This window comes from Rhodococcus sp. SBT000017, assembly GCF_003688915.1.
GTDB lineage: Bacteria > Actinomycetota > Actinomycetes > Mycobacteriales > Mycobacteriaceae > Rhodococcoides.
Window position 1 is genome coordinate 2,724,742 of sequence record NZ_REFU01000001.1, and the last position, 17,837, is coordinate 2,742,578.

Annotated in this window: 17 protein-coding genes and 1 pseudogene; 5 read left to right on the plus strand and 13 right to left on the minus strand. The window is 64.9% G+C overall.

Annotated elements, in window-relative coordinates; genetic code table 11:
- Positions 1 to 39 precede the first annotated feature (39 nt).
- The 6 genes and pseudogenes from AYK61_RS12620 to AYK61_RS12645 all read right to left on the minus strand — a co-directional run bounded on the left by AYK61_RS12620 (position 40) and on the right by AYK61_RS12645 (position 6,344).
- A complete protein-coding gene (locus tag AYK61_RS12620; protein ID WP_121870998.1) occupies positions 40 to 1,389 on the minus strand; it encodes an HNH endonuclease signature motif containing protein in 1,350 nt (449 codons plus the stop codon).
- Between the two features lie 113 nt (positions 1,390 to 1,502).
- Positions 1,503 to 1,679: pseudogene (locus AYK61_RS12625) on the minus strand (helix-turn-helix domain-containing protein); the annotation flags it as partial.
- A gap of 45 nt (positions 1,680 to 1,724) precedes the next feature.
- On the minus strand, positions 1,725 to 2,213 hold the full coding sequence (locus tag AYK61_RS12630; RefSeq protein ID WP_121870999.1) for an FBP domain-containing protein: 489 nt from the start codon (positions 2,211 to 2,213) through the stop codon (positions 1,725 to 1,727).
- Position 2,214: 1 nt separating this feature from the next.
- Entirely contained in the window at positions 2,215 to 2,781 is a 567-nt protein-coding gene (locus AYK61_RS12635; RefSeq protein WP_121871000.1) for a TetR/AcrR family transcriptional regulator, read from the minus strand.
- A 69-nt stretch (positions 2,782 to 2,850) separates the two neighbouring features.
- Positions 2,851 to 4,599, minus strand: coding sequence for an ABC transporter ATP-binding protein (locus AYK61_RS12640; RefSeq protein WP_121871001.1), 1,749 nt, complete (start codon positions 4,597 to 4,599; stop codon positions 2,851 to 2,853).
- Complete coding sequence (locus AYK61_RS12645) at positions 4,596 to 6,344, minus strand: ABC transporter ATP-binding protein (RefSeq protein WP_259468033.1); 1,749 nt, start codon at positions 6,342 to 6,344, stop codon at positions 4,596 to 4,598. The genes AYK61_RS12640 and AYK61_RS12645 overlap by 4 nt, the downstream gene beginning before the upstream one ends.
- A gap of 105 nt (positions 6,345 to 6,449) precedes the next feature.
- Here AYK61_RS12645 and AYK61_RS27305 point away from each other — a divergent pair, with 105 nt between their 5' ends.
- The 3 genes from AYK61_RS27305 (at position 6,450) to rsgA (ending at position 9,287) form a co-directional block, all read left to right on the plus strand.
- Complete coding sequence (locus AYK61_RS27305) at positions 6,450 to 6,623, plus strand: hypothetical protein (protein ID WP_008710019.1); 174 nt, start codon at positions 6,450 to 6,452, stop codon at positions 6,621 to 6,623.
- A gap of 51 nt (positions 6,624 to 6,674) precedes the next feature.
- Complete coding sequence (locus AYK61_RS12650) at positions 6,675 to 8,123, plus strand: trehalose-6-phosphate synthase (protein WP_121871002.1); 1,449 nt, start codon at positions 6,675 to 6,677, stop codon at positions 8,121 to 8,123.
- A 147-nt stretch (positions 8,124 to 8,270) separates the two neighbouring features.
- Positions 8,271 to 9,287, plus strand: coding sequence for a ribosome small subunit-dependent GTPase A (gene rsgA, locus AYK61_RS12655; protein ID WP_121871003.1), 1,017 nt, complete (start codon positions 8,271 to 8,273; stop codon positions 9,285 to 9,287).
- 1 nt (position 9,288) lies between these two features.
- Here the strand turns inward: rsgA and AYK61_RS12660 are convergent, their stop codons facing one another.
- Complete coding sequence (locus AYK61_RS12660) at positions 9,289 to 9,519, minus strand: hypothetical protein (protein ID WP_121871004.1); 231 nt, start codon at positions 9,517 to 9,519, stop codon at positions 9,289 to 9,291.
- Positions 9,520 to 9,673: 154 nt separating this feature from the next.
- Here AYK61_RS12660 and AYK61_RS12665 point away from each other — a divergent pair, with 154 nt between their 5' ends.
- Together AYK61_RS12665 and AYK61_RS12670 are read left to right on the plus strand one after the other, a co-directional pair.
- Positions 9,674 to 11,089 carry an MFS transporter gene (locus tag AYK61_RS12665; RefSeq protein WP_121872704.1) on the plus strand — a complete coding sequence of 472 codons (1,416 nt, stop codon included), beginning with the start codon at positions 9,674 to 9,676 and terminating at the stop codon, positions 11,087 to 11,089.
- Positions 11,086 to 11,490, plus strand: coding sequence for a MarR family winged helix-turn-helix transcriptional regulator (locus tag AYK61_RS12670; RefSeq protein WP_121871005.1), 405 nt, complete (start codon positions 11,086 to 11,088; stop codon positions 11,488 to 11,490). Before AYK61_RS12665 ends, AYK61_RS12670 begins: the two co-directional genes overlap by 4 nt.
- Positions 11,491 to 11,501: 11 nt before the next feature.
- On the opposite strand, the gene AYK61_RS12675 is transcribed toward AYK61_RS12670, so the two are convergent.
- From AYK61_RS12675 to AYK61_RS12700, 6 genes are all read right to left on the minus strand, one after another.
- Entirely contained in the window at positions 11,502 to 12,248 is a 747-nt protein-coding gene (locus AYK61_RS12675) for an FAD-binding oxidoreductase (RefSeq protein WP_121871006.1), read from the minus strand.
- Between the two features lie 384 nt (positions 12,249 to 12,632).
- Positions 12,633 to 13,049, minus strand: coding sequence for a heat shock protein transcriptional repressor HspR (locus tag AYK61_RS12680; RefSeq protein ID WP_121871007.1), 417 nt, complete (start codon positions 13,047 to 13,049; stop codon positions 12,633 to 12,635).
- The gene (dnaJ, locus tag AYK61_RS12685) at positions 13,049 to 14,224 is read right to left on the minus strand and encodes a molecular chaperone DnaJ (protein WP_121871008.1); all 1,176 of its coding nucleotides are present in this window, start codon (positions 14,222 to 14,224) and stop codon (positions 13,049 to 13,051) included. The genes AYK61_RS12680 and dnaJ overlap by 1 nt, the downstream gene beginning before the upstream one ends.
- A gap of 31 nt (positions 14,225 to 14,255) precedes the next feature.
- Positions 14,256 to 14,903, minus strand: coding sequence for a nucleotide exchange factor GrpE (grpE, locus tag AYK61_RS12690; protein WP_121871009.1), 648 nt, complete (start codon positions 14,901 to 14,903; stop codon positions 14,256 to 14,258).
- Positions 14,900 to 16,744, minus strand: coding sequence for a molecular chaperone DnaK (gene dnaK / locus AYK61_RS12695; protein ID WP_121871010.1), 1,845 nt, complete (start codon positions 16,742 to 16,744; stop codon positions 14,900 to 14,902). The genes grpE and dnaK overlap by 4 nt, the downstream gene beginning before the upstream one ends.
- Positions 16,745 to 17,047: 303 nt before the next feature.
- A complete protein-coding gene (locus AYK61_RS12700; protein ID WP_121871011.1) occupies positions 17,048 to 17,548 on the minus strand; it encodes a Pro-kumamolisin, activation domain family protein in 501 nt (166 codons plus the stop codon).
- Positions 17,549 to 17,837: the final 289 nt, after the last annotated feature.

Here is a 17,837-nt window from a genome sequence, read left to right on the forward strand (position 1 = left end):
ACCGTGTTCTCGGTGCGGGGCTGGAGTCTTTCTTCGGCTTCAGGCGATGTGGGGGCCTGCACGGGCGTGGGATGGCCTGGGTTGTCGGTAGGGATCCACTGTGGCCGGAGGTACAAACCAGGGGTGGTTGTCGGTACCGATGAACACTTCCCAGTCACTGTGGTGGATCAGGCGGTGGTGGAATCCGCACAGTAGGACGAGGTTGTTCATGTCGGTGGGTCCGCCGTCGCCCCAGTGCCAGATGTGGTGGCCTTCGGTCCAGGCGGCAGGTTTTCCGCAGCCGGGGAACGCGCAACCGTGATCGCGGGCGGTGAGGGCTTTGCGTTGTTTGGCGGTGACGGTGCGGGCGGTGCGGGCGAGGTTCAACGGGTTCCCGTTCTCGTCCATCACGATCGCGGTGAGAACACAATCGCACGCCAACATCCGGGAAGTATTGCGGGAGAGCGGTCCCATCCACGGCAGCCACCCGACCGAAGTGCCGTCGCCGAACAAGTCTCGATACGCGCCACGATCCGCGGTGGCGGGTTGGGTCGCGTCGTCGGATTCGGCTGCTGCGCGTGAGGTTTCGTCGTCGGTGATGTCATCGGCGTCGGCGTCGGCGTCGGCGCTGTCGCGGAGGTCGGTGAGATCGCGCAGGCTGATGTGCAGGTTCAGGTGCGGTCGTTCTCCACCTTCGATGGGCCGATCGCTCGAGGCGAGGTATTGGTCGAGGATGTGTCCGAAGGCGTCGGCTCTGCGCTTGGCGGGACTGCGGTCGTCTCCGGTTTTGGGTGTCTCGGTGCCGTCGGCGGCGGGTCGGGGTTCGGTCAACGGGGAGAGCGCGGTGAGCAGTTTTTCGCCGGTGATCGCATCGAAATCACCTTTCAGCACCAGCCGCCCGTTCAACGTCTTGGAGGCGAAGAGTTCGTTGCGGTCGGTGTCTTCGGCGGGTGGTTTCTTGCCGCCGAACTCGTCCTCGAGCTTGGTGATCGCTGCTCGGATCCGACCGGTGCGCGCGTCGGGCCCTGTCGCAGCCTTGATCAAGGCGGCGCGAGCCATGTCGCGACCCTTTTGCGGGAGGTCCTTGGGCGGTGTTTCGGCGAAGGTGAGGATCAGCGCGGCGTGATCGACGGACATGACGCCGGTGTTGACGGCGTCGGCGATGTCGGGAAAGGCAGCCATGCCGCGGGCGAGGGCAACGATCTTGGTGGCCTTGGACGGTGAGATCAGGGTGGTGGAGGTCAGCCATCCGGCGGGTCCGGGGAAACCAAGCTTCTCGCGGGATACGCGGGTGTCGATCTCGGCGACGAGGGCGATCCGCCGGGCCTCCAACAACTGAATTTCGTGGGAGACCGCGGCAGATTCGGCGAGGAGTTCACTCTCGCTCAGTTGCCAGATCTCCGTGGTCATGGGAGCAAGTGTATCGAACAAACATTCGACCGACAACCATAGTGCAATCGAAAACTATTGCCCCGCAAAACTATTCGAGAACCCGAACATGTCGGTGCCTCGTGGTAGGAGCGTCAACCGCCCACCCTGAATGTCGCCCGATATGCGCTGGGCGAGACCCCCAACTCCGCAGCAAGCTGGTTTCGCAGCGACGTTGCCGTGCCGAATCCAGTGTCGTGGGCGATGCGTTCGACAGCCAGATCTGCCCTCTCTAGCAGCTCCCGCGCCCGCTGGACGCGTTGCGCGACGACATCGAACCCGAGGCGATCGGCATCCGAGTACACACCATCAGTTGATCAATCGAGAACGCGAGCGAGAAATGCGGCGATGTTGTCTTCGACTGCCGCGGTTCGTGTCTCGACGTCGAAGTCCTCCTTGAACTGACGACCCAACGCCGGGGTCTTCTTCTTGCGTGCGTAGAGCGAGCACGCGAGGTCCGAGCAGATGTAGGTGCCCACCGTATTGCCGCGTCTGCCGGATTCTCCGGCCTTCGCGGCAGCCATCAGCGACACTCCACCGTTGGCGTGCGTGGTGAGGCAGATGCTGCACATCTGCGCGGTGCGTGGTCCACCGACTTTGTAACGCAACGAGATTCCACACAGGCGATCCCCGGAAGGAACGACGATGTAGCTCCTCCCGGCGAGCTTGGGATCGACCCAGCCGAAGAAGTCGAGATCGTCCCACGGCACAGCGTCGAACATTTCGGGAAGCGAAAGCCTTCCGGCGTCCCCCTTGGACGAGTTGACGAACGACGACCTGATGTCGCGTTCGGAGATCGGTTCCATGTCACTGCCTCCAGTGCTGTAAAAGTGTGTCGATTCCGTCGAGGATGCGAGCCCAGGACTGCTGCGAGTCGGGCGCACTGTGACCGAACGAGCCAGACGCATCGAGGCTGGCATAGCCGTGAAACACACTGCCGAGCAATCGAACTGCATGTACCTGATCCTCTTCACCGAGGTCGTACCCCCGGAGGATCGCTTTCATCATCGCCGAGTGACGCACTCCCGCACTTGCAAGAGCAGTCTCGTGATCGAGTGGAAATTGCGTCGCCGCATAGCGACCGGGGTGCTCCCGCGAATAGTCGAGATACGCATTGGCGACGGCAACCAACGCGTCCCTGCCCGCTCGGCCCGCCAGGGCCTCGGACACCCGATCGGCCAGTTCCTCCAACGCCAGCAGCGCTATCCCGACGTTCAACTCGTGCGCGTTCTTCAGGTGCGAATACAGGCTCGCGACCTTGACGTCGAAGCGTCTGGCCAGCTCACTGGCGGTGACGCGATCGAAGCCGACCTCATCGGCCAGATCCGCTCCTGCTGCCACGATGCGCTGCGCGGTCAATCCTGCGCGTGCCATACCGGCCTCCTCGTTCTTTCGAGGACACCGTATCCAAACCTAATACCTTTAGGCAAATCCCTACAGCAGTCAGCGACCCTGCCACGCCTCCCACAACTGTGCGTATCGCCCACCGGCGGCGACCAGCTCCTCGTGCGGACCCTGCTCCAGAATTCTGCCGTGTTCGAGAACCACCACGCGGTCGGCGGCAGCAGCCTGGGTCAACCGGTGCGCGACGATCAACGTGCTGCGCCCCCTGGTCGCTGCCTCGGCCGCCGCTTCGAGGTCTCGCGCACCGGAACTGCCGGCTTCCGCGGTGGCCTCGTCCAGCACGGCGACGGCCGGATCGGCGAGAACCAGTCGCGCCAAGGCCAATTGCTGCGACTGGGCCGCGGTCAACTGGTGTCCCCCCTCGCCGACCGCGGTGTCCAGGCCCTCCTCGAGCGCCTCGACCCATGCCCACGCTCCGACTGTGCGCAGCGCGGCTTCGACGTTGTCGCGACCGGCATCCGGGGCGGCGAGCAGCACGTCGTCGATCAATCGGCCGGCGAACACGTGGACTTCCTGACTGACGATCGCCACGTGCCGCCGTAATCCTGCGCTACCCAGCGCATCCAGCGATGCACCGCCGACTCGAACCGTCCCGGACGTCGACGCCATGGAACCGGCCGCGATAGCTGCGATCGTGGATTTGCCTGCGCCGGTGGATCCGACGAGTGCGACGGTCTCGCCCGCGCCGACCCGCAGGTTCACTCCGTGCAGCACCTCGTGGCCGGATTCGTACTCGTGCCGCAGATCGGTGACGTCCAAGGTGGCGTCGGCGGGTACGGAACCGTCGCCCACGGGTCGCTCGTCGGCAATGTCGATGACACCGACCAGGCGCGCCAACGATGCTCCGGCGGACTGGATGTCGTCGAATGTGAACAGCAGGGTGCCGATCGGATTGAACAGGCGGTGGAACAGCAGCGCTGCGGCTGTGGTCTCGCCGACGGTGACGTTATCGCCTCGCACGAGCAGGAATCCGGCCAGCAGGATCACCGACAATCCGACGCATTCGGCGCGATTGCTCCGCGATCCGAATCGGGTGAACAACCGGAACACGTCGACGCCGATGTCCCGGGCCTTCGCCGACGCTCTGTCGATCTCGCCCAGGTGCGCCGACTCGAGCCCGTACGCGCGAACGGTTTTCGCGCCCTGCATGCTGCTGACGAACGATTGGGCTCGCTCGCCCATCGCGACCCGTTCGGCCGCGTACTTCGGTGCCGAGCGCGGCAGATACCACCGAAGCGCAAGCACATACATCGGCAGCGCGACGAGCCCAGCCAGGCCGAGCCGCCAGTCGATGCCGAGCATCGTGATCATGCTCAGGCATACGAGCAGGAACGCCCCGACGAGCTGCGGGATCACCTCGCCGATCGACTTGGCCATCACCGCGACGTCGTCGCCCACCCGGGAGAGCAAGTCGCCCTTGCCCACTCGTTCCAGTGTGGCAACGGGCAGATGCAGTGCGCGCCGCACGACGGCCTCGCGCAGCGACGCCAGAATGCCCTCACCGAGTGTGCTGATGAGGTAGCCGCTGAAGCCGGTGACGATGCCGCCGATCACCGCGGCCACCGAGATCACCACGACGACCCCGACGATCGCCGACGTGTCTGCACCGTCGCGGACGCGGTCGACCAGAACACCGAGTACGTAGACGGGCACCAGCGACATGGCCGCGGCAACTGCGCCGAGCAGCAGCGTCACCGCTGTCCGGGTCTTTCGCAGCTTCAGCTGTTCCAGCAACCACCGACCGGAGCGCGCACCGGTGGCGATGGGAAGCAGTTCGGGGGCGGTCATCGCAGCACCGTCTCCTTGTACTGCGCGTCCGAGGACGCGAGATCGTGGTGCGTTCCCTCGGCGACGACGCGGCCGTCGTCGACGACGAGAACGCGATGGGTCACCGACAGCAGCGCGGGGCTCGTGGTGATGAGAATCGTTGTCTGCGACGCTCGTTCGGTGTGCCGGAGTTCGGCGATCCCGCGGGCGATGGCGTGCTCGGTGACGGCGTCGACGGCGGTGGTGGGATCGTGCAGGACCAGGACCGGGGCGTCGACGGACAGTGCTCGCGCCAACGCGACTCGCTGGCGTTGGCCGCCGGACAGGCTGGCTCCGCGGTCGGTGACGGCGTGATCGAGACCGGCCGCGTGCAATTCGACGACGTCGGTGGCCGCGGAGGCCTGCAGCACGACATCGAGTTCGGCGTCGGGCCGCTCCCGGCCGGCGGTGACGTTGCTGCGGACGGTGCCCGCGAACAGGTCGGTGATGTGGGGTTCGACGAGCACGGTCTCGCGGGCGCGTCGAAGATCGATCTCTCCCGCCGGAATGCCGCCGATGCGAACCGATCCGGTGTAGTCGGCGTCGGAGATCTGACCGGACAGCAGCGCGGCGAGCGCTTCCCCGTCCTGCGGCCGGTAGGCGACCACACCGAGCATCTCGCCCGGTTCTGCACGGAACGTGAGCCCGTCGAGCGATCGGAACCGAATGTCGTCGACACCGAGGTCGGAGCCTGCGGGCACCGCCGATTCCGACTGCGGCAGAACGTGATCCGCACCGAGCACCAGGGCCAGCCGGTCGGCCGATCCGCGCACCATCGCCACGACGCCGGGGATCCTCGCCAATCCGGTCAGGGGTTCGATGACGAACTGCGCAAGGCCGATGACGGTGATCAACTCACCGACCGAAATGCGGCCCTGCAGCGCGAACCAACCTGCGGTACCGGCGATCCCGACGGCCAGCAACGCGTTGACCGTCGCCGAGAGGCCCTGATAGACGTTGTTTGCGCGAGCCAGCTTCAGAGTCGCGGCCAACGCCGTTCGACTCGACGTCACGAATCGCTGCGTCGCGGCATTCTCGGCACCGATTCCGCGTAGCGGCCGAACACCGCTGACCAGATCGGTGGCCATACCCGACACAGTGGCCACCTCGGCCTGCTGCGCGGTGGCAGCACGAGTGAGCAACGGAGCGAGACGTTGCAGCGCGATCAGGATGACCGGCGTCCCGATGACCACGGCGAGACCGAGCGGAACGTCGATCACGATCAGCGCTACGGCAGACGCGACGACCGCCACGGCCGATGCGAAGACCCGCGCGATCAGATCGAGGATCCACGACTCCTTCTCGGCGTCGGACGTCGAGACCGTCAGCAGCTCCCCCGCCGACAGCTCGGTACGCACACCCCGCGGATCGAGGACGCGGCCGGCGACCTCCACGCGCACCAGATGCGCCTCCCGCTCGATCGCGACGACGATGATGCGGGCACCGATACGCCACGCGTACGACAGGGTGACGAACAAGGCCGCCAGACCGACCAACGAGACAACCATCGCGGTCACATCACCGGTGTCGATGGCCCGCGAGACGATCAGTCCGATCGCCACCGGGACCATCGTTTCGCACAGTTGATGCACCCCGAACAGCAGCGACGAGACGATCAGGCGGGTGCGATGCCGTCGTACGGTACGGCGCAGAATCGCGGAGCCGGTGGCCGGAGAAGGCACCTCCACCACTGTCCGAGCATGGCGGAGCGGCACAGAATCGGTCATTTGCTGCAGCCTATGGCATCGGGAACTGGCGATGGGGCGCCACATTTACATAGAGTCGGGACCAACGAACACCGTGTAAGCCCAGCAGAGAGTACGGAGAACACCATGCCTGCCAAGACCTCCACCGACAACGACATCGCCGACGAAGACATCGTCCCACTCGAGTACGAGACGGCCAGCCAGGCTCAGCGCGTCGTCGCGGCCTACGCGACCGATGCCGACGAATGCCGCATGTTGCTGTCGATGTTGGGTATAGATCCCGTAGCGAAGACCGACTGACACTCTTCGCAGGACTGTTTACCCAAGGATCTACAAGCGGATTGGACAGTTGTGGCTGACGCCTCGCAGGGTTCGGATTTTGTCGTCGTAGCCAACCGGTTGCCGGTCGATATGGAAAAGCTCCCGGACGGGAGCACGCGATGGAAGCGAAGCCCTGGCGGGTTGGTCACCGCTCTCGAACCGATTCTGCGCGCCAACAAGGGCGCGTGGGTGGGGTGGGTCGGCGTCTCGGACGTCGACGTCGAACCCTTCGTCGAGGACGGCTTGCAGCTGCGTCCGGTCACGATCAGCGAGAAGGAATACACCCAGTACTACGAGGGCTTCTCCAACGCGACGCTGTGGCCGCTCTATCACGACGTCATCGTCAAGCCGGAGTACGACCGCGACTGGTGGAACGCCTACGTCGAGGTCAACCGACGGTTCGCCGAGAAGACCTCCGAGGCTGCAGCACAGGGCGCGACGGTCTGGATCCAGGATTATCAGCTCCAGCTCGTCCCGAAGATGCTGCGGATGCTGCGCCCCGACCTGACCATCGGGTTCTTCCTGCACATCCCGTTCCCGCCGATCGAGCTGTTCATGCAGATGCCGTGGCGCACCGAGATCGTCGAAGGACTGCTCGGTGCCGACCTCATCGGTTTCCACCTGTCCGGCGGCGCGCAGAACTTCCTCTACCTTGCCCGACGCCTCGCCGGGGGAACCACGTCCCGCGGAACCGTCGGAGTGCGGTCCAAGTTGGGCGTCGTGCAGGTCGGCTTCCGGACCGTGCGAGTCGGCGCGTTCCCGATCTCCATCGATTCCGGTGACCTCGACACCAAATCGCGTTCCAAGGCCGTCCGCGATCGCGCCAAGCAACTGCGCAAGGATCTGGGCAACCCCAAGCGCATCATGCTCGGCGTCGATCGCCTGGACTACACCAAGGGAATCGACGTTCGGCTCAACGCGTTCCGCGAACTGCTCGAAGAGGGCCGCGTCGACCCGGCCGAGAACGTCATCGTGCAGTTGGCGACGCCCAGCCGTGAACGCGTCGAGAGCTACGTCGCGATGCGCGGCGAAATCGAGCAGCAGGTGGGACGCATCAACGGCGAATACGGCCAGGTGGGCCACCCGGTGGTGCACTACCTGCACCGGCCGATCCCCCGCGACGACCTGCTGGCCTACTTCGTCGCCGCCGACGTCATGCTGGTCACTCCGCTGCGCGACGGCATGAACCTCGTCGCCAAGGAGTACGTGGCCTGCCGCAGCGATCTCGGTGGTTCCCTGGTGCTCAGCGAATTCACCGGTGCCGCAGCCGAACTGCGCCAGGCATACCTGTGCAACCCACACGACCTGGACAGCGTCAAGGACGCGATCATCGGAGCCCTCGAACAGGAACCGGAGGCGGGCAAGCGCCAGATGCGCGCCATGCGCAGGCAGGTTCTCGCCCACGACGTCGATCGCTGGGCCCGCTCCTTCCTGACCGCGCTCGCAGCACCGGCGGAGGGCACCAACCTCACCCGATAAATTCGCTTCTCAGAAACCGTCGACGGCTGCTACTTTGCCGTCGACGGTTTCTTTTCATGCATTCCAACAGTGAGGAGGTGGGCATCGTGGCCACCTGGACGAGCGCACACCCGAGCCCACGTCACTCCTCTCCGAAGGAACCCTCGCATGTCCTCTCTACTTCACTACGGCCTCGATCAGCATTGGCTGGATGAGTTCGAAAAGCTCTCTCAGGACGCAGTTCTCGCCCGCGTCGTTCGCGTCGACCGCGGTGGATTCGATGCCGTCACCGAGAACGGAATCGCTCGATGTACGGGCGGTGCCATCTGTACCGGGGATTGGGTGGCACTCGACGAAGAATCGTTCCGGCTGATGGCCATTCTCCCGCGCCGGACCGCCATCGAACGCGCCTCCGCCGGAACCACATCCGACACACAGGTTCTCGGAGCCAACGTCGATACCGTTGTCGTCACGGTGGCGTCGGACACCGCCCTCGACCTCGGTCGCGTCGAGCGCTACATCACCCTCGCCTGGGGCAGCGGCGCTGTTCCTGTTCTCGCGATCACCAAGACCGACAGCGGTAGCGTCGCCGAAGAATTGTTGCTGGCCGCCGCGCCGGGCGTCACCGTGTGCAGCACCAGTGCAGTGTCGGACGGCGGAATCGATTCGCTGGCAGCACATCTGCGCGGCACGGTTGCACTGATCGGACCGTCGGGATCCGGAAAGTCGACACTCGGCAACGCCCTGTTGGGTGGTTCGGTTCTCGCTACCGGTGCTACCCGCGAGGGCGACAGCAAAGGCAGGCACACGACGGTGCATCGGGAATTGGTGCCGATTCCTTCCTCGAGCCTGGTGCTGTTGGACACCCCGGGTTTGCGTTCGGTGGGCGTCCAGGGATCGGAAGACGCTGTGGCGAGCGCTTTCTCCGACATCGATCAACTCGCCGCGTCGTGTCGATTCGGCGATTGCGCGCACGAACACGAACCCGGATGTGCGGTCCTTGCCGCCGTCGATGCGGGTGAGCTCACCGAGAGAAGGTTGGGAAACTACCGAAAACTGTTGCGGGAGAACGCCTGGGTCACCTCGCGGCACGACGCCCGAGCGCGCAGCGAGAAGCTGCGGGAGTACAAGCAGATCTCGAAGTCGCTACGCCAGAAATACGCCGTCGACGGAAAGAGGAGGTAAGTCAGCTCTCGTCGAACAGTGAGGGGCTGTCGGTCTCCGTCTCGTCCTGCCGAGCCGAACCTTCACTGCTCGACGCCTTGCGCACCACCTCGACCGTGGTGGTGCGTACCGACAACCGATGGCCGTCGTGATGCTCGAGCAACGCCAGACCCTGACGGATCTCGAGCACCTTCCACGGGCCGGCGTGCCCGGACGCCTGAACCAGGTCGCCTGGTGCGATCTCGGAAGCCACTGTTGTTCTCCATTCAGCGAGCAATCGGGTTCGAGCAAGTCTGTGACACACACCCTATCGGGCATGCACTGCCCGCATCTCACTTGCTCGTCGAACAATTTAGGAGTACTCATGTAATAGTTGTAGATATACAAGCATTATCGCGGAGGTGAACGTGGCCGAGCTGACTCGACGACACCGGTATCTCGTGCTCGGCATCTGCTGCCTGAGTCTGTTTCTCGTCAGCACCGACAACACGATCGTCAACGTCGCGCTGCCGTCGATGCGCGCAGATCTGAATGCATCGGTCTCGGGGCTGCAGTGGATCATCGATGCATACACGCTGGTCGTGGCATCACTGCTGATGCTCGGCGGCTCGATGGCCGACAAGTACGGCCGCAAGCGCTTCTTCCTGATCGGCACCGGAACATTCGTCCTCGGTTCTCTGCTGTGCAGCGTCGCCCCGTCGCTCGGCTGGCTCGTCGCCTTCCGCATGCTCCAGGCAATCGGTGGCTCGATGATGAATCCCGTCGCGATGTCGATCATCACCAACACCTTCACCGATCCGAAAGAACGCGCCGGAGCCATCGGCATGTGGGGTGCCGTCGTCGGAATCTCCATGTCGGCCGGTCCAGCGCTGGGCGGCATCCTCGTCACCGGTGCCGGCTGGCAGTCCATCTTCTGGATCAACGTCCCCGTCGGGATCTTCGCGCTGGCGATGACACTGAAATTCGTCCCGGAATCCAAAGCCGAACACTCACGCAAGTTCGATCCCGCCGGCCAGTTCCTGATCTTCGCGTTCCTTGCGTCCCTGGTGTTCACCATCATCGAAGGTCCCGCGAAGGGGTGGGGATCGCCGCTGATCGTGTTCACCGGTGCCGTCGCCGTCGGCTCTCTCGTCGGGCTACTGGTGGTCGAGTCGCGAATCGAGGAACCGCTCATCCAACTGAAGTTCTTCCGAAGCGCGCCGTTCAGCGGAGCGACGGTAATCGCTGTGTGCGCGTTCGCTTCCCTCGGCGGATTTCTGTTCCTCAACACCCTCTACCTGCAGGACGTGCGCGGATACTCACCATTGCACGCCGGTCTCTACACCCTGCCGATGGCGTTGATGACGCTGATTTTCGCGCCGATCTCCGGTCGCATCGTCGGCACCCTGGGAGCGCGCATTCCGCTGCTCGTCGCGGGAATCGGCTTCGTGGCCTCGGCGCTGATGCTCACCCGACTGACTCCGACGACGTCGTTCGCGTGGCTGGCCGTCGCATACGTGATTTTCGGAATATCCTTCGGCATGGTCAACGCCCCGATCACCAACACCGCGGTGTCCGGAATGCCGCGCAGTCAGGCCGGAGTGGCATCCGCCATCGCGTCGACGAGCAGGCAGGTGGGTCAATCGCTCGGCGTGGCCGTCGTCGGATCCATCGTCACGGCGAGCATCGTCGGCGAGATCTCCGACGGCTTCACCGCCGCCGCAGTACCAGCGTGGTTCGTCATCGCAGGCGCAGGCGTGGTCGTCACCGTGCTCGCAGTGGTCACCACCGGCCGATGGGCACGCGCGACCGCCGAACGAATCGACCAACCGGTGCTCGTATGACCGGCTCAGAGGCGGCCCTTGTCTGGCGCGAGATGCGCGCGCTGATGCTCGAGAAGCACGACACCCGCCGAGCCGTCGCCGACGCCACCGGGATGAGTTTTCTGCGAGCCAAGCTGCTGACCAGATTGCTCACGGGCGATCGGACGGTCACCGAGCTGGCCGAGATCCTCGCCTCCGATGCGCCGTACGTCTCGCTCAACGTTCGAGAGTTGGAAAAACGTGGATTGGTGGTCCGTACCGAAGACCCCACCGATCGCCGACGCCGAATCATCGGACTCACCGATGCCGGACGCCTCCTCGCCGAGAAGGCCCGAGCCATCGCCGACGCCCCTCCGCCGGAATTCACGACGATATCTGCCGAAGACCTGGCGCATCTGCGACGGATTCTGCAGCTGCCCTGATTTCTGAGCGTTCAGCGGCGGATGGCGTCTAGTGGTGTGCCGATCTCGACGAGCGCGCGCACGGTCGCCGCCTCCATTCCGGGTGAGCCACAGACCAGGATCTGGCGATCCGGGAACGGCCCCTGGGTGGCGACGACGTCGGCCACACTGCCCTCCCAGCAATGCTCGGGCTCGAAGAATGATGCGCTGGAACCGATCTCGGCATGAATGCGGTCGTTCCATCGATCCGACGCCCACGGCTCGTGCAGTTGATCGACCACGGGTACCACCGTCAACCACGGGAACTCCGCCGCCATCAACCACAGCATGTCCCCGGCATACAGGTCGCGGGGAGACTTGCCGCCGACGAACAGCGTCACGTTCGGCGGCTGTTCGCGGCGCGTGAGGTCGAGCAGTATCGCGCGCAACGGAGCGAGGCCGGTACCGCCCGCGATCATGACGACGTCGCGCCCCGAATCGTCGACGTGCAGACTGCCCTGCGGATCGCTGATCTGCCACACATGACCGGGCCGCGTCTCGTTGACGATCGATCCGCTCACCCAACCGGCCGGAACGGCTCGAACGTGGAACTCCAGCTTTCCGTCTCGCGAAGGCGGGAGTGCGGGTGAGTAGCGCCGCGTCAGCGCAGCGTTCTGGGGAACTGTGACCGACACCGACTGTCCGGCTTGGAACGGCACCGCGTCGCCTTCGAGTCTGATCACCGCGAGATCGTTCCGAAGGCGGTGATACTGAACGACCGTCGAACTCCACGCCTGCATGTGGACCAGAATAGGGGCCGACGCCGGGTGTCTCGCAAACCCGCGCGCGGTTCGCCCATTGCCGGTACCGCCGCCCCCGGGTCGAGCCAGCAAACGCGCGCGCGTCTGCTGAACGCGCGCGGAATGGTGACCCGATCGCTGGCGAATCCGCGCGCACCTGACGAACGCGCGCGCGTTTGCGAAGAAGTGAGCAGGAGACCCGCCACTCAACTCCCGTGAACCGGCTCAACCCTGGTGGGCCAGCTCTGCCCGAGGTTCGGCACCGTCGCCCGGCACGCCTGCGCAAATGCGCGCGCGTTTGCTGAACGCTCGCGGAATAGTGACCGAATGACCGACGAGAATGCGCGCACCTGACAAATGCGCGCGCGTTTGCGAAGAAGCGAACTAGCGCTGGTGCTTCGGCTTCCAGACCACCAGGGCATTGCGTTGGATCGGGACCAGGTCGCGGCGATAGCTGGCGTGCACGTTGGCCAGATCCTGGGCCAGCTCGGACACCCGCGCCTGCAGTGCCTCGACCTGGTTGGTGAGCTCGATGATGCGCTTGATGCCGGCGAGGTTGACGCCTTCGTCCTGCGAGAGTCGCTGCACTTCACGAAGCAGTGCGACGTCACGCGGGGAGTAGCGGCGCCCACCGCCGGTGGTGCGATGAGGGGTGACCAAGCCGAGTCGATCGTAGGTACGCAGCGTCTGCGCGTGCATGCCCGCCAACTGCGCCGCGACGGAGATCACGAAGACCTGGGCGTCGGGGTCAGCTTGCCCGCCACCGGCTTTCGCAGGTCCACCCTCGGGAGGGACCGACATCACACACCTGCCCACCCGGCCCGCGGGTCGAATCCGCTGGCCTTCTCGGCTTCCAGATAAGTCTTCAGAGCGTCGGTAGCAGCATCGTCCAGTTTCTGTGGGACGGCAACCTTGACGGTCACCATCAGATCGCCGGTACCGGATTTCTTCGGGATACCGCGGCCACGCACCCGCAGCACTCGGCCGTCGACGGTTCCCGGTGGAACCTTCACGCCGACGCGCCCCTCGAGGGTGGGCACCGACAGCGTGGTGCCGAGCACCAGTTCTCCGTAGCTCACCGGAACGGTCACCGTCAGGTCGTCGCCCGTGCGGCCGAACACCTTGTCGGGCTTGACGCGAACCGTTACGAACAGATCGCCCGACGGCGCTCCGCGCAGGCCGGCTTCGCCCTGACCGGCGAGGCGCACCTTCTGGCCGTCACTGATGCCGGCCGGGACACGCACGGTGATGGTGCGGGTGCGGTTCTGCACTCCGGTTCCGCGGCAGTCGACGCACGGGTCGTCGATGATGGATCCGGTTCCGCGGCAGTCGTCGCACGGCTCACTGAAGCCGAACGCGCCTTGGTTTCGGTTGACTACGCCTTGGCCGTTGCATTTGGGGCACACCCGCGGGCTGGTTCCGGGCTTCGCGCCGCTGCCGTGGCAGGTGGTGCACGAGGACGGGCTGGTCAACTTCAAGGGGACCGTCACGCCTTGCGCCGCTTCACGGAACTGCAGCGAGGTCTCGGTTTCGACGTCGCTGCCCCGTCGGGGCCGATTGTTCTGGGGGCGCTGCTGTGCGCCGCCTCGATTGAACAGGCCACCGAAGAGGTCGCCGATTCCGCCGTCGCCGCCGCCCTGACCGAAGATGTCACCGACGTCGAAGGTCTGGCCACCGCCGCCGAATCCGCCTGCGCCGGGTGAGAATCCACCGCCGCCACGGCTACCGAAGCCGCCGGAGGCGAACAGCCGTCGTGCTTCGTCGTATTCCTTGCGCTTGGCCGGGTCGGCGAGAACGGCATGCGCCTCACTGACCGCCTTGAACTTGTTCTCGGCCGAGGCGTTGCCGGGATTGGCGTCGGGATGGTTGTCCCTGGCCAACTTTCGGTACGCCTTCTTGATCTCTTCTGCAGTCGCGCTGGAGGAAACGCCCAGCTCCTTGTAGAAGTCCTTCTCGATCCACTCCCGCTGGCTCACCGGGCGTTTCCTCCTCTCGCGCTATTTCTGTCTACTGCTCGTCGGACGCGGGTGCATCCGATTCCGGTGTTGCTGTGTCCTGACCTGCGCTGTCCACGACGCCGACCATCGCGGTCCGCAGGACGCGCTCGCCGAGCTTGTAGCCCTTGCGCATCAGCGTTCCGACGACCGGACTGCTGCCGTCGCCCTCGTGGGAGACGGCCTCGTGGATGGCCGGGTCGAAGGCGTCGCCCTCGGCTCCGAAAGTGGTCAGGCCGATGTTCGAGAACACCCCTGCCAACTTGTCTGCCACTGCCTTGAGCGGTCCGGTTTCGAGATCGCCGTGCTGGCGGGCTCGCTCGAGGTCGTCGAGAACCGGAAGAAGCTGCGAGACGACGGACGCCTTCGCGTTCTCCGCTCCGGTCTGCTTCTCACGGTCGGTGCGACGCCGGTAGTTGGCGTACTCCGCCGAGACGCGCTGCAGATCTGCGGTGAGTTCGGCGACCTGCGTATCACGCGGGTCCTCCACTACGTCACCGTCGACGGTCCCTTCGTCCACCGAGTCGGGCTGGGGCGCGGTCCCGGTGCCCACCAGGGGCTCCGGAACTGCGTCACCTTCCCGTACTTCACCGGTCTCGGGATCGATCTTTCGCTTGTCCACGAAAGTGACCGGTTCTTGCTCGGTGTTACCCGACGTCACTTCTTGTCCGTGTCGTCGGCGGGCTCGTCGACAACCTCTGCGTCGACGACACCGTCGTCAGCGGCCTGCGCGCCACCCTCTGCGCCGCCCTGCTCCTTGGCCTGAGCCTCGTAGATGGCGGTGCCGAGAGCCTGCGACTCGGTCGAGAGCTTCTCCACGGCGGTCTTGACTGCCGAGATGTCGCTGCCCGCGAGAGCCGTCTTGGCGTCGGCGATGGCGGTTTCGACGCGTCCCTTGAGCTCGGCGTCGACCTTGTCCTCGTTGTCCTTGACGAACTTCTCCGTCTGGTGGACGAGGGACTCGGCCTGGTTGCGGACCTCGGCCTCTTCGCGACGAGCCTTGTCCTCGTCTGCGTGAGCTTCCGCGTCGGCGACCATGCGGTCGATCTCTTCCTTGGACAGGCCGGAGCCGTCCTGGATCTTGATCGTGTTCTCCTTGCCGGTGCCCTTGTCCTTGGCCGTGACGTGCACGATGCCGTTGGCGTCGATGTCGAAGGTGACCTCGATCTGCGGGACGCCGCGAGGAGCCGGGGGCAGCTCGGTGAGCTCGAAGGAGCCGAGGAGCTTGTTGTGCGAGGCGATCTCGCGCTCACCCTGGAAGACCTGGATCTGCACCGAGGGCTGATTGTCGTCAGCGGTGGTGAAGGTCTCGGACCGCTTCGTCGGGATGGTGGTGTTGCGCTCGATGAGCTTGGTCATCACGCCACCCTTGGTCTCGATGCCGAGGGACAGCGGCGTGACGTCGAGGAGCAGAACGTCCTTGACCTCACCCTTGAGGACACCGGCCTGCAGTGCAGCACCGACGGCCACGACCTCGTCCGGGTTGACGCCCTTGTTGGGCTCGCGTCCACCGGAGAGTTCCTTGACCAGCTCGGAGACTGCGGGCATACGCGTCGAACCACCGACGAGCACGACGTGGTCGATGTCCTTGACGGCGATGCCGGAGTCCTTGACCACTGCCTGGAACGGCGCACGGGTGCGGTCGAGCAGGTCGGAGGTGATCTTCTGGAACTCGGAGCGGCTGAGCTGCTCGTCGAGGAACAGCGGGTTCTTGTCGCCGTCGACCGTGATGTACGGGAGGTTGATCGAGGTGCTCTGCCCGGAGGACAGTTCGATCTTCGCCTTCTCGGCGGCCTCGCGCAGACGCTGCAGCGCCATCTTGTCCTTGGTCAGATCGATGCCGTTCTGAGCCTTGAACTTGTCGACGAGCCAGGTCACGATGCGCTCGTCCCAGTCGTCGCCACCGAGGTGGTTGTCGCCGGACGTCGCACGGACCTCGACGACGCCGTCGCCGATTTCCAGCAGCGAGACGTCGAACGTGCCGCCACCGAGGTCGAACACGAGAATGGTCTGCTCGCTGTCGCCCTTGTCCAGGCCGTATGCGAGAGCGGCCGCGGTGGGCTCGTTGACGATGCGCAGGACGTTGAGGCCGGCGATCTGGCCGGCTTCCTTCGTGGCCTGACGCTGTGCGTCCTCGAAGTAGGCGGGAACGGTGATGACCGCGTCGGTGATTTCCTCGCCCAGGTAGGCCTCGGCGTCGCGCTTGAGCTTCTGCAGCGTGCGCGCGGAGATTTCCTGAGGGGTGTACTTCTTGCCGTCGATCTCCACGTTCCAGTCCGTGCCGACGTGGCGCTTCACGGAGCGAATCGTGCGATCGACGTTGGTGACCGCCTGGTTCTTCGCGGGCTGGCCGACCAGCACTTCACCGTTCTTGGCGAAAGCGACGATCGACGGGGTGGTGCGTGATCCCTCGGAGTTGGCGACGACAACCGGTTCGCCGCCCTCGAGGACGGACACGACCGAGTTGGTGGTCCCGAGGTCGATACCGACCGCACGAGCCATAATGTTTCCTCCTGTTATTGCGTGGATTCAGTCCCTGGGTGAGCGAACTCCGCTCAAGTTTGCACAACGGGATCTTCTCCGTCAACTTCCAACTTGAGCCTCATCCACTCAAGGCTGCTGACCTGCACAACGGAGGGTGTGGCGAATTTGTTCCCCGGGAGGAGCGCTGCGCGCACGTGAGCGGAAACTCGACCCCCGCTACGAGCTTCTGCTCACGTGGGGCGAAGTCCCTCCACAGCAGTACGCCGCGACGATCAGCAGGGATCGTCGCGGCGCAGCGGGGAGAAAGCGTGGAGAGAGGAACTACTCGGCAGGCTCCTCGACCGGGGCCGGGATGCAGCTGTAACTGAGCAGGCCGGCGGTGATGTTGTTCATGAAATCGGCGTCGAGTGCACTGGCGAACGCTGCGGCACCTGCGGGGCGAGCAACCCATTCGCGGTCGACGCTGGGCACCGAGTAGGTGACGGACTGGCCCGCTTCGATGGTCTCCTCGAAGTTCTGACCCTGCACGCCCGGCAGTGCGCCGTAGTTGACGTTGACGTTCGACGCGTCGTCTGCGCCCACGTTGTCGACCTTGACCTGCAGTGCGACGACGCCACCTTCGGGTGCGTCCTCGACCGTGGTGTCGCAGACGGCGGCCATGGTCACCACCAGGTCGGGGCTTTCGAGAACGACCGAGCCGAGCGGGCCGACGGGTTCGGGGTCAGGTTCGGCCGATGCGGCAGGTGCGAGGGCAACCGCACCGATGGCGGCGGCCAGAGCGGCCGTCGAGGCCAGGATCGATGTGCGGGCAAGACGTCGCATGAACAACTCCTGTAGCTGAAGGGGATGTGACTCATGAGTCTGGTGTGACAGATGGGTCAGTTGGTACCTGACTCACTATGTCCTAAAGGAATCAGACATTCCACACCAGGCGGTCTCGATTCGATGACGTTCGCATATCGAAGGAAAAGGCCCCTGACGAATCACATCCGTGTAGTTCGGCGTAGGTTTCACCGGTCGGCGAGCCAGGTTTCACCGGTCGTCGATTAGGGGAACCACAACCCTGCGGATCGGCCGCGCCCTACGTAGGGTTGAAGAAAAGCGAGGCTAC

Excerpts from the sequence above, each read along its gene's own strand:
- AYK61_RS12680 (WP_121871007.1), bottom strand. The coding sequence starts at position 13,049 with ATGTCGGTCCCTCCCGAGGGTGGACCTGCGAAAGCCGGTGGCGGGCAA.
- AYK61_RS12640 (WP_121871001.1), bottom strand. The coding sequence starts at position 4,599 with ATGACCGCCCCCGAACTGCTTCCCATCGCCACCGGTGCGCGCTCCGGT.
- AYK61_RS27305 (WP_008710019.1), top strand. The coding sequence starts at position 6,450 with ATGCCTGCCAAGACCTCCACCGACAACGACATCGCCGACGAAGACATC.
- AYK61_RS12700 (WP_121871011.1), bottom strand. The coding sequence starts at position 17,548 with ATGCGACGTCTTGCCCGCACATCGATCCTGGCCTCGACGGCCGCTCTG.
- AYK61_RS12635 (WP_121871000.1), bottom strand. The coding sequence starts at position 2,781 with ATGGCACGCGCAGGATTGACCGCGCAGCGCATCGTGGCAGCAGGAGCG.
- AYK61_RS12645 (WP_259468033.1), bottom strand. The coding sequence starts at position 6,344 with ATGACCGATTCTGTGCCGCTCCGCCATGCTCGGACAGTGGTGGAGGTG.
- AYK61_RS12670 (WP_121871005.1), top strand. The coding sequence starts at position 11,086 with ATGACCGGCTCAGAGGCGGCCCTTGTCTGGCGCGAGATGCGCGCGCTG.
- AYK61_RS12630 (WP_121870999.1), bottom strand. The coding sequence starts at position 2,213 with ATGGAACCGATCTCCGAACGCGACATCAGGTCGTCGTTCGTCAACTCG.
- AYK61_RS12620 (WP_121870998.1), bottom strand. The coding sequence starts at position 1,389 with ATGACCACGGAGATCTGGCAACTGAGCGAGAGTGAACTCCTCGCCGAA.
- AYK61_RS12675 (WP_121871006.1), bottom strand. The coding sequence starts at position 12,248 with ATGCAGGCGTGGAGTTCGACGGTCGTTCAGTATCACCGCCTTCGGAAC.
- rsgA (WP_121871003.1), top strand. The coding sequence starts at position 8,271 with ATGTCCTCTCTACTTCACTACGGCCTCGATCAGCATTGGCTGGATGAG.
- dnaK (WP_121871010.1), bottom strand. The coding sequence starts at position 16,744 with ATGGCTCGTGCGGTCGGTATCGACCTCGGGACCACCAACTCGGTCGTG.